Source organism: Hyphococcus flavus (assembly GCF_028748065.1).
Taxonomy (GTDB): Bacteria; Pseudomonadota; Alphaproteobacteria; order Caulobacterales; family Parvularculaceae; genus Hyphococcus; species Hyphococcus flavus.
On record NZ_CP118166.1, the window covers coordinates 2,174,913 to 2,187,121 of the forward strand.

General features: G+C 54.8%; 11 protein-coding genes. 8 read left to right on the forward strand and 3 right to left on the reverse strand.

Annotation, left to right across the window (positions count from 1 at the left end; translation table 11 throughout):
- Nucleotides 1-86 precede the first annotated feature (86 nt).
- Both PUV54_RS10405 and PUV54_RS10410 read left to right on the forward strand, forming a co-directional pair.
- Complete coding sequence (locus PUV54_RS10405; RefSeq protein ID WP_274492171.1) at nucleotides 87-911, forward strand: DUF2306 domain-containing protein; 825 nt, start codon at nucleotides 87-89, stop codon at nucleotides 909-911.
- Between the two features lie 282 nt (nucleotides 912-1,193).
- Nucleotides 1,194-4,250 (forward strand): TonB-dependent receptor domain-containing protein, encoded by a 3,057-nt coding sequence (locus tag PUV54_RS10410; RefSeq protein WP_274492172.1) that lies wholly within the window; start codon nucleotides 1,194-1,196, stop codon nucleotides 4,248-4,250.
- Between the two features lie 108 nt (nucleotides 4,251-4,358).
- On the opposite strand, the gene PUV54_RS10415 is transcribed toward PUV54_RS10410, so the two are convergent.
- Nucleotides 4,359-4,997, reverse strand: coding sequence for an MlaC/ttg2D family ABC transporter substrate-binding protein (locus tag PUV54_RS10415; RefSeq protein ID WP_274492173.1), 639 nt, complete (start codon nucleotides 4,995-4,997; stop codon nucleotides 4,359-4,361).
- A gap of 42 nt (nucleotides 4,998-5,039) precedes the next feature.
- Nucleotides 5,040-5,846 (reverse strand): MlaA family lipoprotein, encoded by an 807-nt coding sequence (locus PUV54_RS10420; protein WP_274492174.1) that lies wholly within the window; start codon nucleotides 5,844-5,846, stop codon nucleotides 5,040-5,042.
- Nucleotides 5,847-6,035: 189 nt separating this feature from the next.
- Between PUV54_RS10420 and PUV54_RS10425 the strand changes: the two genes are divergently transcribed.
- The 6 genes from PUV54_RS10425 (at nucleotide 6,036) to ggt (ending at nucleotide 11,902) form a co-directional block, all read left to right on the forward strand.
- Entirely contained in the window at nucleotides 6,036-7,025 is a 990-nt protein-coding gene (locus tag PUV54_RS10425; RefSeq protein WP_274492175.1) for an ArsR/SmtB family transcription factor, read from the forward strand.
- 371 nt (nucleotides 7,026-7,396) lie between these two features.
- Nucleotides 7,397-8,080 (forward strand): molecular chaperone DjiA, encoded by a 684-nt coding sequence (locus PUV54_RS10430; RefSeq protein ID WP_274492176.1) that lies wholly within the window; start codon nucleotides 7,397-7,399, stop codon nucleotides 8,078-8,080.
- 87 nt (nucleotides 8,081-8,167) lie between these two features.
- The gene (locus PUV54_RS10435) at nucleotides 8,168-8,389 is read left to right on the forward strand and encodes a hypothetical protein (protein ID WP_274492177.1); all 222 of its coding nucleotides are present in this window, start codon (nucleotides 8,168-8,170) and stop codon (nucleotides 8,387-8,389) included.
- A gap of 99 nt (nucleotides 8,390-8,488) precedes the next feature.
- Entirely contained in the window at nucleotides 8,489-9,394 is a 906-nt protein-coding gene (locus tag PUV54_RS10440; RefSeq protein WP_274492178.1) for a DMT family transporter, read from the forward strand.
- A 3-nt stretch (nucleotides 9,395-9,397) separates the two neighbouring features.
- A complete protein-coding gene (locus PUV54_RS10445) occupies nucleotides 9,398-10,078 on the forward strand; it encodes an N-acetylmuramoyl-L-alanine amidase (protein ID WP_274492179.1) in 681 nt (226 codons plus the stop codon).
- Nucleotides 10,079-10,138: 60 nt separating this feature from the next.
- Nucleotides 10,139-11,902, forward strand: a complete 1,764-nt coding sequence (gene ggt, locus PUV54_RS10450; RefSeq protein ID WP_274492180.1) for a gamma-glutamyltransferase — start codon at nucleotides 10,139-10,141, stop codon at nucleotides 11,900-11,902.
- A 27-nt stretch (nucleotides 11,903-11,929) separates the two neighbouring features.
- Here the strand turns inward: ggt and PUV54_RS10455 are convergent, their stop codons facing one another.
- Nucleotides 11,930-12,202 (reverse strand): hypothetical protein, encoded by a 273-nt coding sequence (locus tag PUV54_RS10455; RefSeq protein WP_274492181.1) that lies wholly within the window; start codon nucleotides 12,200-12,202, stop codon nucleotides 11,930-11,932.
- Between the last annotated feature and the right edge of the window lie 7 nt (nucleotides 12,203-12,209).

Genomic DNA, 12,209 nt, shown 5'->3' on the forward strand with positions numbered 1-12,209 from the left:
AAGCGGTCTAATGGATCGCTAAGCACATGAAAAAAAGCCGTTTTTGAATGCGCGTGGCGCCGGAACCGAAGAAAAGGAGCGGAAAAGTGCAAAACGCGGCTTATGCATCTCGAAACGGTCAAACCCCATGGCCTGATCGAATATTGGGGGCGTCAGGAATCTTGTGGTTTCTGACAGCGGCCATCGGCCAGTGGATTTTCGTCTATTATGTGGCGGCGTCCTACATTCCGATCTTGGCGAAAAAGGGCCTGCCTGGCCTGGAAGAGACGGCCTTGCCGGATGGATATGTACCGGGCGACCCTCTTGGAAATCTGGCTATCGCCTTTCATGTGCTGATCGCCATCATCATCATCGGCGGCGGACCGCTGCAACTCACGCCGCAAATCAGGAACCGGTTTCCGAAATTTCACCGGATGTTAGGCCGCACTTATTTAACGACCGCGATCATCACCAGTTTCGCGGGGCTCTATCTTGTTTGGACCCGCGGCGTGCCGGGAGGGCTCATCGGCCATCTTGCGATCAGTCTCGATGCCGTGCTGATCGTGAGTTTCGCCGCCATTGCCGTGCGGTTCGCTCTGCGGCGAGACTTCGACCGACACCGGCGCTGGGCCATGCGGCTTTTCATGGTGGTCAGCGCCGTGTGGTTTTTCCGGATCGGCATCATGTTCTGGTTTCTGGCGACGGGCGGCATCGGCATTAATCCGGAGACATTTGAGGGGCCTGCCTTAACAGTCATGTATTTCGGGCAGATGTTTATTCCGCTTGGCGTTCTTCAGCTTTATTTTTATGCGCAGGATCATGATAGCGCGGCGTCAAAATTTACCGCAGCGCTGATCGTTCTTGTGGCGACCGGCGTGACCGGCGCCGGTGTCTTTGCCGCAACAATGGGGATGTGGCTGCCAAGGCTATAGGGGTCTAGCATTCATCATTAGACTGAATACTTCAGCACGCATAGCCCGCGCCGCCACAAGTGACGCGGGCTTTTTTGTGTTTCCAAGCACACCAGAAAATGTTGCTTTGCGGCAACATTTGCAATCAATGCAATGTGAACGATACAAATACTAATTCAAATTGTAAAGAATATTTGAAAATGTAATATGCTGAAACAAGGGTGCGGAATAACGCGTTGGCTGAAGCTGGCGATGTGCCGCCCCTGCAAACGTATAGAAATCACCCGAAGGAGGGGGCTCCTCATGTCTCAGAAATTGGTGCGTAGCTCTTTGGCTGCGCTTCTCACAACTGCATCCGCCAGCGCCATGATCTTGGCAAGCCCTGTTTACGCACAGGACGAAACGGCAGATGACGAAGATACAATCGTTGTTACGGGCACCCGGATTGAACGTCCGGCGCTGGAAGCACCGTCGCCGATCACAAGCATAGGCGCGGAAAATATTCAGCGCTCCGGTGAATTAAGTATTGTTGATATTTTGAACGAAGTGCCAGCGCTTGTAGGGTCAACAGATAATGACGACGCGATTGCTGGCGGCATTGGTTCGACAGGCTTGACCCTCTTGAACCTGCGCAATTTAGGTACTAACCGAACGCTAACACTCGTCAACGGGCGCCGCCATGTTGGCGGTTCAGGTGCCACCACGTCAGTCGATACGAATACCATTCCTATCGATCTCATTGAGCGTGTGGATGTCCTCACTGGCGGTGCTTCTTCAATTTACGGCGCGGACGCCGTAACCGGCGCCGTTAATTTCATCTTGAAAGACGATTTTGAAGGGCTTTCAGTTCGCGCCCAGGGCGGCCTGACGCCGGATCACGGCGACGCCGCGACATACCTCGCCAGCGTTACGGCCGGTAAAAACTTCATGGACGACAGAGGCAATGTCGTTGTTTCCTTTGAATATTCAAAGGAAGAAGGCTTAAATAATTCCGATCGCGATTTTGCGAGCGATGGACTCTTTTCCTTACTGGATAATCCGGATTTCGCTCTCGAAGGTAGTGCGGACCGCCGGCGCCAGGTTTTCTTTCAGGATGCGACTATTCGATTCGCGAGTCCCGAGGGCGGCGTCGCTATCGACTTTTTCGACGGTTTCGACCTGTTGTTTGATTTTGAGGGCGATGGCGATCCTTACGATCAAGGGGAGGTCATTACTTTCCGGAACTCGATTGGCGGCAGTTCCACACGCATATCCGATTTTCAGGAAAGTTTGACGGGTGACATCGAGCGCTTTGTCGGCAATGTGAACACACGGTACGAGTTTAACCCGAATGTCACCGGCTTTCTGGAGTTAAAATTCGCGCAAGTCTCTTCTTTCAATTCGGGCAATCCGGCGTTTAGCGATTTGATTCCGATCAACGTCGCTGAAAACCCATTCGTCCCGGATGTAATTGCGGACGCGGCGAATTCCGCAGGCGCCGACTTCGTATTTATCTCTCACGATACGTTCGAGCTTGGCCGCCGCACCGAAGATATTCGCCGCCGAACTTATCGCGTAGCCGCCGGTGTTGAGACGACCCCTTTCCCGGATACCTTCAAAAATCTAAATTTGGACCTTTCATTCGTTTATGGACGCACGGATGAACGGTTCATCGCCGAGAATAACCTGGTTCTCGACCGTTTTTACGCAGCAATGGACGCGGTGATTGATCCTGGAACGGGGCAGCCGACCTGCCGGTCAAACCTGGACCCTGACGCCTTGCCGCCCCAGATTCCTTTCCCGGGCGGGTTTGGATTTCTTGGCTTCTTTGACGCTTTCAACACGACTGTGACGCCGGATAATTACGGCACCACTTCGTTCTTCACGCCAGGCCCTAATAGTGGTTGTCAGCCGTTGAACCTTTTTGGCTTAGGCAACGCATCCCAAGCCGCAATTGACTTCGTCAATGACGACAGCCTTCGCGAGGCTACAATCGAACAAACAGTCATAACCGGAGTTTTCAGCGGGGATACTGGCGGAGTTTTCGAACTTCCCGCCGGGCCGGTTGGTTTCGCCATCGGCGGCGAGTACCGTGACGAGCAAAGCGAAGATATTCCGCCAATCATCAATACCGAAGGCCTCACATTCGGGAACAGGCTTTTCCCAACCGTTGGCGGCTATGATGTTATTGAAGGATTTGCCGAAATCCGCGTACCTGTATTGAAAGATCTGCCGCTGGCTAATTTGTTATCAGTCGATGCAGCAGTCCGTGTCTCGGACTATTCGACGATAGGGTCGACCCTTGCCTGGCAGACAGGCGCGATCTGGGCTCCGATTGAGGATATACGTTTTCGGGGAACTTATGCCGTGGCTGTTCGCGCGCCGAACATCGCGGAGCTGTTCAATCCGCAGAATCAGTCATTCTTCTTGCCGGATGACCCATGCGATATCGATAACATTCCGCAAGCCGCTGATCCCGGCTTGCGTGCGATGAATTGCGCAACAATTCTGACGCCGCTTGGGGTTGATCCCATGACGTTTCAGGGTGACGACATACTAAACGCGACGTTCGAAGGCGTGCAGGGCGGCAACCCAGACTTGAGTGAGGAAACGGCGAAAACTTTTACGGTCGGTTTCGTGCTTCAACCGCGATGGTTTGAGAATCTCACACTTACCGCCGACTACTTCAACATCGAAATTACTGACGGCATTATTCCGCCTGCAAGTCAGGATATCGTTGATCAATGCGTTGACTTGCCTTCGATCAACAACCCGTTCTGCGATCTTATTTCACGTCGCTCGGACGGCGGCCTGAACGGTCTTGAGGTCATACCGGTAAACGTCGCGTTTTTTGAAACTTCTGGCATCGACTATGAAGTCAATTATTTCTTCGATCCGGCTGATATTGGGATGAGCAATCTTGGCCAGTTCAACCTGAGGTATGTCGGCAGCTATCTGGAACGGCTCGATGTTGTCAGCTTGCCTGGACAAACACCTGACGAGGAGCGTGATGAAACGGCTACGCTGCTGGGTGACGATGCTCCGGTTCATATCGGCGCGCTTGATCTAACTTGGTTTTACAATAAGTTTTCCGCGAACTATCGTTGGCGGTATCGCAGCGCCGCTTTCCGGGATGAAATTGACGAAATTGATGCGGCAGCGTCAGGTGTCGATAATCCCCCATTCGTGCCGTTTACTGAGATTGAAACTTCTGCAGTTTCAACTCACGACATTCAGCTTCGCTATGAGGTTCGTGATAATGCGGAGATTTATGTCGGCGTGAATAACATGTTCGATCAGGAACCTGATATCGGTTCAGTGCAGACCCCGGTTAGCGCCGTTGGGCGATTTGTATATGCGGGCTTCGCGTTCGAACTATAGAATATGCTAATCCGGCCCGGGTCCGGGCCGTCCTAAGTAGAAAAAGCCTCCGCAATAGCGGAGGCTTTTTCATAAGCCACTTGAAAGGATTACAATGCCTTTCCGCCATCAGTCTTCGTTGACTCGCGATCTAATCTCCGCAATCAGCGCATCGATCCCGGCTGCTCCGCCGCCATTGTTGGCGATGAGCGACGTAAACTGGCTGCGCTGTTCGATGGCGAGCCAGACATTGTCGGCGCCAGCGTCAACGACGCTCATATTGCCGTCCCGGTCGCGGTAAACGCGCCAGTGAATGACGGCGTTAGCGAAGGCGGCGCCTGGTTCGGGGTTGGCGAGTTTCGAATTGACGATGATGTCGCGTTCAGACCTGTCTACGGAGCCGGTAACGACAATGCGCTGGCCCTCGTAATCGGACAGCGTATTCTGGTAAATGATTGTGGCGTATTGCTGAAACAGGGGAAAATATTCTTCCGCCTGAGCGTCGGTCATCTGCCTTGCGTATTGCCCCAGAACAAAGCGGCCGATGCGGCGCATGTCTACATATTGCGCGACAAGGTTTTCAACCCCGTCGAGGAGTTCTTGTTGTGTCGGCGCATCCAAGATTGGTTCTGCCTCGTCGAGAATGCCTTGCACGAAATCTTCCGCCGCTTGATCGGCAAACGCCGTTGTTTGCCCGATAGCAAACAATGCAGCAGATGCAGCCAAGGTGTATTTCAGAAAAGAACGGCGTTGTGACTGGTAACGCATGGCGATCCTCCGATCAGGAGATGGTTTCGTTAAAAAGCTGGATTATTCGAGTTCTTCGTCAAATTCCTCGAACTCGCCGATATCGGGCAAATCGTCGAAGGTGGTCCGGCCGTTTGCGATTTCCCGTTTGCGCGATTGCAGGTAGAAACTCCGTATCGACGCATAAAAGTCGAGTGAGTCTGCTTCGATATCCGCCAGCGGTTCGATAAGCGGCTCGCGTGTCGATAATAAGTTAGCACCCGTGCGCGAATACCGGAAATATTGCGCCGGCTCGGTACGAATCCATATCGCCGGATCGGCCGCGACATCGGCAGCGGAGCCCAGGCCGTCGCGAACAGTGCTCGGCCCAAAAAACGGCAGCACAACGTACGGTCCGGAATCAACGCCCCACACGGCAAGCGTCTGTCCGAAATCTTCCGAATGCTGCTCAATGCCAAGTCGTTCCGCCGGATCGCCCATGCCGCCGAAACCGATGGTTGAGTTGATGACAAAACGTCCGGCGGTCTCACCGGCGCGGCCGAATTCGCCCTGCAGGATATCGTTCACAAGCGTGACAGGCGTGCGCAGGTTAGCCAGAAAGTTTCGAATGCCCTTACGCTGCTTTTTGTGGGTGACGGCGCGATAGGCCTTTGCGGCAGGAACCATCAATGCACGATCGAACGTGTTGTTCACCGCGAACATTTTGCGATTGAAACCTTCCCATGGATCTGCCTCGCTGGCGCCCGTTTCAATCTGGGTCGTTTCGAGTTCGCGGGCGACATCTTCGGCTTCACCTGCGCCGACGAGTTGCGCCTGGGCCGGGCCAGCCATTGGCAAGCATAGGGCGGCGATCAAAATGAGATATTTCATGGCTGCGGCTATCCCCTTCACAAACATGCGCCAGCGTCATCCAGCATATTGGCAAGATATAAGAATTCGACCCTGACTCACAATCCGCTGTTTCTCGCTTTGCTTTCGGCTGAATTTAGACAAATCCGAGCTGATTGCCATCATATAAAGATATCTTTATGTTTAATTAGGCTAAATTGAAGGCATCCCATGGCGCTGGACGCAGCTCTCAATATTTTCCGGGCGATAGGCGAGGAAACGCGCCTGCGCATCATGGCGCTGCTTCATCGCGGTGAACTGACCGTGAGTGAAATCACCGCCATCCTCGGGCAGAGCCAGCCTCGGGTCAGCCGTCATTTAAAAATTCTCGCAGATGCGGGGCTGGTGGAACGTCACCGCGAAGGGGCGTGGATGTTTTATCGGCTTGCGGATCGCAGCGGTGATCAGGCGGCGGCACAGGCGGTTATCGATGTTATGGACGAACTGGCCGAGGCCGATGACCGAATTCTCACCCGTGATGGCGATCGTTTTTTACAGGCGCGCGAAGCGCGGGCCGCGCTGGCGGCGTCATACTTTGAGGAGAATGCAAAGGAGTGGGGGCGCCTTCGGAGCCTGCACTTGCCAGAAAAAGATATAGAGTCGCGCATTATCGAGCTGGCGGGCGAGAAGACGGTCGATCTGTTCGTAGACCTTGGTACCGGCACCGGCCGCATGCTGGAGATTTTCGCTGATCTATACAAATCAGCGATCGGTTACGACCTTTCCCATGAAATGCTAGCGATTGCCCGCGCCAATCTCGATCAGGCGGGCATTACCCATGCCCAGGCCCGTCACGGCGACTTGTTCGCCTTGCCGCTTGAAAGCCAGAGCGCCGACATCGTCTGCCTGCATCATGTGCTGCACTACCTTGCCGAGCCCAGACTGGCTGTTGTGGAGGCGGCGCGGCTTTTGAAACCGCAAGGGCGGCTGGTCGTTTCTGACTTTGCCCCGCACGAGCTCGAATTCTTACGTGAAGAACATGCCCACCGCCGCTTAGGGTTTTCCGATGATGAAGTGCGTGAGTGGTGTGGCGCTGCTGGATTGAAGCTGGTTCAGACGGAAACGATGTCGCCCGCAGCTTCAGACAAGCAGAAGCTGACCGTCAAAATCTGGATGTGTTCAGCGGCGAAGACGGCGCAACAGTCGCGTCAAGCCGCATAACACGTGAGAACTAGTTAAAAACGCCTGCGATTACGAGTGCGATAATGGTGAAAGCCGCCCCGCAACATAGCCCGCTCGCCAATACGCCGAGCCCTTGAAACGTTTGCCCCATCCTTGGCCCTTTCCGGTTCAGATCGTCAGCACCAAAGTCACGCTTTCAATGTGTGTAGGAATTGTGTCGATGAAATTTCAGTTTTGCAAAGTGTAGCATCAGTCATAGAGCGCATGGGGTGCGCCATGACTGTCATAAGTCTTTGCTGGTTTGAGCGAAATTATTTTCAAACAACTTTTCCCCAGGCTAATACCGGGCTTTTGCGGTGCGGCGCCAAAACGGGTGGCGATTTTCCCGGCCTCCGATTATGAGGCAATCAATGAGCTTTTGGGACAGGATAGAAGCGACCCTTGCCGAGGCGCACAAACGTACGCTTGGGACGCTGCTGGATGCGCTTGCGACCCAGCGCCGTCGGCGTGATGAGGCGGCGTTCTCTATCGCCCTGATCGCGCTTTCAGCAAAAATGGCGAAAGCGGATGGTATTGTAACCGACGACGAGATCGACGCGTTTCGGGATTATTTTCATTTTCCGGAAAAAGAAGCTGGCAAAGTTCGGATGATCTATCAGCTTGCCCAACAGGACGTGGCGGGTTTTTCTGAATACGTAAAAAGAGTGGCCAAGATTTTCGATGATTCGCCGGTCGTCCTCGAAGATGTGCTCGACTGTCTCTTTCATGTGGCGGTAGCGGATGGTGTCGCGCACCCGCGAGAGCTGGAGCTATTGGAACAGGCGGCCAAGGCGTTCAACATTTCAGCGCCAGCGTATCACCGGTTAAAGGCGGCGCATCTGGGTCTGGCGGATGACGACCCGTACCTGATAATAGGGGTCGAGCCGGGGGAGAGCCTCGATAAGGTCAAGGCCGCATATCGCGCTCTCTCCAGAGATCATCATCCTGACGCATTGATGGCGCGCGGCGTGCCTTCCGATCTGGTCACGATTGCTGAAGGCCGAATGGCGGCGATCAATACCGCCTATGAACAGATATTAACTGATTACAAGTAGGCTCAGGGAGACGAAAAGGTTAATCATGCTGGACGCACTGGGTGCAGTCTGGTTTGATGGCGTCATAGTAGAGTTAGGATATCCGGTTTGGGTAGTACCATTAAAACAACAGAATTTAACGAGGCTGAGCGATCGTCTCTCCTGAACCGGGTCATGGAAACTGCTTTGTTTGCATGCATCGTCATTTTATCCTGCGCCGCCATCATTGTATTTGCGCTGGCCGCGCCGGTAATCCTCGCCGTGACAGCCTTGATGGGTTATTTTTCGCATAAGGGTGGGCCGCGTCGCTGGCGGCAGGCGGGCGTTTAGGCCTTAATCCTGAAATAGTTTTTTTCGTTTGCGGAGCGCGACGATTCTATCGTAAGCGCGAGACCTACTTCGTCCGTAAATCAATAAAAGGAGTGAGCCATGACTTTGCGCGAGATTAGCGCACTCCTTTTGATGTGCCTCGTCTGGGGTTTTCATTTTGTCGTAATCAAGTTGATCGTCGGCGAAGTGCCGCCAATGTTTTACGCGGCGGTCCGGCTTGCGCTTGTGGCGTTGTTGTTGTCGCCGTTCCTTAGATGGCGGCGCGGTGAAATGGCGAGGGTGCTTTTTGGCGGTCTTTGTTTCGGCGTCTTCAACTACGCCTTTATGTTTTCAGGCGTCAAACTGGCGCCGGCGTCCGCCGCCGCCATCGCCATCGAACTTCATGTGCCGTTCGCCACCATTATGGCGATGATTTTTCTGGGCGACCGTCCCGGTTGGCGCAGGCTGGTGGGTATGGCGCTTGCCTTCACCGGCGTCGCCATCATTGCGACGGCGGGACCGTCGTCGCCTGATCCGGAAACGCGCATTGGCGTCGGTGTGGGCCTTGTTGCGGCGGCGGCGTTTACGGAGGCTATCGGCGCTGTGCTGGTGAAACGCGCCACGGCCTTTACGCCGCATCAATTGCTTGCATGGTTTTCGCTGGTCGGCGTGATCGGACTGACGATTATGACCACGATATTCGAAACAGGTCAGGTGGAGGCGTACAAGGCCGTCGATAAATGGCTGTTCGCTGGGGCGGTGCTTTATTCTGCAGTCGCAGCGTCGATTATCGGGCATTCAACTTATTACTGGTTGCTGCATCGGCTGCCTGTCAGTGTTGTTGCGCCAAGCGTGTTGCTGACCACCATGTTTGCCGTGTTTTTCTCGGTCGCCTTGCTGGGCGATCCGTTTGGACCCAGAATGGCGGTTGGCGGTTTGCTGACCATCGCCGGCGTTGGGGTCGTGCTTTTGCGAAATATCAAGAAACAGCCCCATACTGGCGTTCTTGCCGAACCGCCTGGGTAGTCCATGAAGCTGATCGATGCGCCTTCTCCGAATTTTGATGAACGCGGCCGCGACATCGACACGGTCGTGCTTCATTACACGGGGATGCCCACAGGAAAAGAAGCGCTAGAGAGACTTTGTGATCCGCAGGCGAAAGTAAGCGCGCATTACCTTGTTGAAGAAAATGGCGACATTTATCGCCTCGTTGATGAAGTGAAACGAGCGTGGCACGCAGGCGTTGCCTACTGGCGCGGCGATATCGACATCAATGCGCGTTCCATCGGTATTGAGATCGTCAATCCGGGGCATGCCTGGGGCTATCGCGACTTCCCCGAAGCTCAAGTAACAGCCGTTATCGCATTGGTGAAAGACATATGCTCACGCCATAAAATTTCGCCAGCGCGGGTGGTCGGCCATTCCGATGTTGCGCCGCGCCGTAAAGAAGACCCCGGTGAAAAATTTCCGTGGAAAAAGTTAGCTGACGCAGGGCTGGCGCTGGCCCCGTTTGAGGGAGATCCCAAAGACGGCGAGGGCGTGACGTTCGATGAAGCACTGAAAGCACTTTCTGATATCGGCTACGACGCCAATCTCGGGGATTATACAGCGGGGTTGCTCGCCTTTCAGCGGCGTTTTTGCCCGCAGTCGCTAGGGCAGGGATTTGATGCAAGAACCCGGGCGGCGTTGATCTACGCTAGCGGTCTTTAACGCGGTTGCATTGATAACGCGTCACGTCCTAACATGGCCGAAATTCCATGGAGGGGCGTTATGTTCCGTAAGCTGATTAATTGTGTTGCCGCGATAATAGTGGCGTCTTTTTCAATCGCGATCGCGCAAGACATAGGTCCCGGCGGCAGGCCAGTGGGCGAGACGTGGTCCAGAAGCCCGGTAATTGCCGAACACGGCATGGCAGCGACAGCCCATCCGCTGGCGAGCCAGGTCGCAATCGATGTCCTGAAGCAAGGCGGCAGTGCAGTGGATGCGGCTATCGCGGCGAATGCAACGCTTGGTCTGATGGAGCCGACCGGCAACGGCATCGGCGGCGATCTTTTCGCTATCATCTGGGACCCGGAAACGGAAAAGCTTTATGGGCTCAACGCATCGGGGCGCAGTCCCATGGGCCGCAGTTTTGAAGATTTGCTTAGTGCGTTAGGCGATGCGGATTCATTGCCGCCATTCGGGCACCTTCCCGTTACCGTGCCGGGCGCTGTCGATGGCTGGTTCGAAATGCATGAACGGTTCGGAAAACTTTCCATGCGGAAAAATCTGGCGCCGGCGATTTCCTATGCTGAAAACGGTTTTCCGGTGTCGCCGGTGATCGCCTATTACTTGCAGATGAATCTCGACCGGTTCGAGGAACGCCTCGACATGATTGGTGAGTTCGATAACGCCCGGGAAACATACTTCGCCAACGGAGCGCCGAAAACGGGAGAGATTTTCAAAAACCCCGATCTCGCCAACACTTATGACATCATTGCCCGCAAGGGCCGCGATGCGTTCTACAAAGGCGAGATTGCGCGGGCCATGGACGCCTACTTCAAGCGTATCGGTGGCGATTTGAGACTTGAAGACTTTGCAGCCCATGAAAGCGAGTGGGTGGAACCCGGTTGCGTGGAATACAAGGACGGCGTCGAGCTTTGCGAGCTGCCGCCGAATGGGCAGGGGTTCGCCGCCCTGCAGATGGTCAACATTTTGAAAAATGTTGATCTGACGCAATGGGATCGCGGCAGTCCGGAAGTGCACCATTATATCACCGAAGCAAAACGGCTGGCGTTTGAGGATGTCGCACGCTTTTACGCCGACCCGGCTTTCGCGGAAATCCCGGTTGACTGGCTCTTGTCGGATGAATATGGCCGCGAACGGTTTGCGCTGATTGATCCGGAAAAAGCGAATCCAGAACCTGCGCCCGGTGATCCGAAGATCGAAGGGCCTGGCGACACGACTTATCTCACTGTCGCCGACAAAAACGGTATGATGGTCTCGCTCATCCAGTCGAACTATCGCGGCATGGGGGCCGGGCTTGTCGCCGACGGTCTTGGTTTCATGTTTCAGGATCGCGGCGAGTTATATTCGCTCGATCCGGACCATCCGAATGTTTACGCGCCCGGCAAGCGCCCCTTTCACACGATTATTCCGGCGTTCGTGAAAAAGGATGGCGCGCCGCTGATCAGTTTCGGTCTCATGGGCGGCGCCATGCAGCCGCAAGGCCATGTGCAAATCCTGATTAATTTGTTCGACTACGGCATGAATCTGCAGGAAGCCGGCGACGCCGCGCGGCTTAATCACAGCGGCGGGCGCGCATCGACAGATCGGTTAGGGGAGGCGCCTGACAATGCGCTTGGCGTTCTGAATGTGGAGGCTGGCGTGCCGGAAGCGACGATTGATGCGTTGCGGGCCATGGGCCATGACGTCAATGTCGTTGAGAACGGTGTGATGTTCGGCGGCTATCAGGCGATCATGCGCAATCCTGAGACCGGGGTTTACTGGGGTGCAACGGAGATGCGCAAGGATGGCACGGTCGCCGGATACTAATCGTAACGGCGCAATCGTTGTTATGATTTATGCAAGTGCGGTAACAGCTTCGAACAGCAGTGTTACGCCAAAGACCAGAGCGACCGCTGCGCAGAGGCCCTCATAGGCGGCGTTGGACAAGTCCTTTGCAGGCGAAATGTTGAACGTGGCGCCGATCCCGATGGGTTGAGGTGTCCGCATGGCGGTCCAGCAGACAGCGGCCGTCATGAAGGTAAGCCACGGAAACAGAATAACGGAGATGGAGACGCCGGCGCCCAGAGCGAACATCGCGGCGGTGTTAGAGCGGAAAAGGTTACGCATTTGTCGT

Coding starts and splice junctions, on each gene's coding strand:
- PUV54_RS10440 (WP_274492178.1), top strand. CDS start 8,489: ATGACTTTGCGCGAGATTAGCGCACTCCTTTTGATGTGCCTCGTCTGG.
- PUV54_RS10425 (WP_274492175.1), top strand. CDS start 6,036: ATGGCGCTGGACGCAGCTCTCAATATTTTCCGGGCGATAGGCGAGGAA.
- ggt (WP_274492180.1), top strand. CDS start 10,139: ATGTTCCGTAAGCTGATTAATTGTGTTGCCGCGATAATAGTGGCGTCT.
- PUV54_RS10415 (WP_274492173.1), bottom strand. CDS start 4,997: ATGCGTTACCAGTCACAACGCCGTTCTTTTCTGAAATACACCTTGGCT.
- PUV54_RS10420 (WP_274492174.1), bottom strand. CDS start 5,846: ATGAAATATCTCATTTTGATCGCCGCCCTATGCTTGCCAATGGCTGGC.
- PUV54_RS10445 (WP_274492179.1), top strand. CDS start 9,398: ATGAAGCTGATCGATGCGCCTTCTCCGAATTTTGATGAACGCGGCCGC.
- PUV54_RS10455 (WP_274492181.1), bottom strand. CDS start 12,202: ATGCGTAACCTTTTCCGCTCTAACACCGCCGCGATGTTCGCTCTGGGC.
- PUV54_RS10410 (WP_274492172.1), top strand. CDS start 1,194: ATGTCTCAGAAATTGGTGCGTAGCTCTTTGGCTGCGCTTCTCACAACT.
- PUV54_RS10430 (WP_274492176.1), top strand. CDS start 7,397: ATGAGCTTTTGGGACAGGATAGAAGCGACCCTTGCCGAGGCGCACAAA.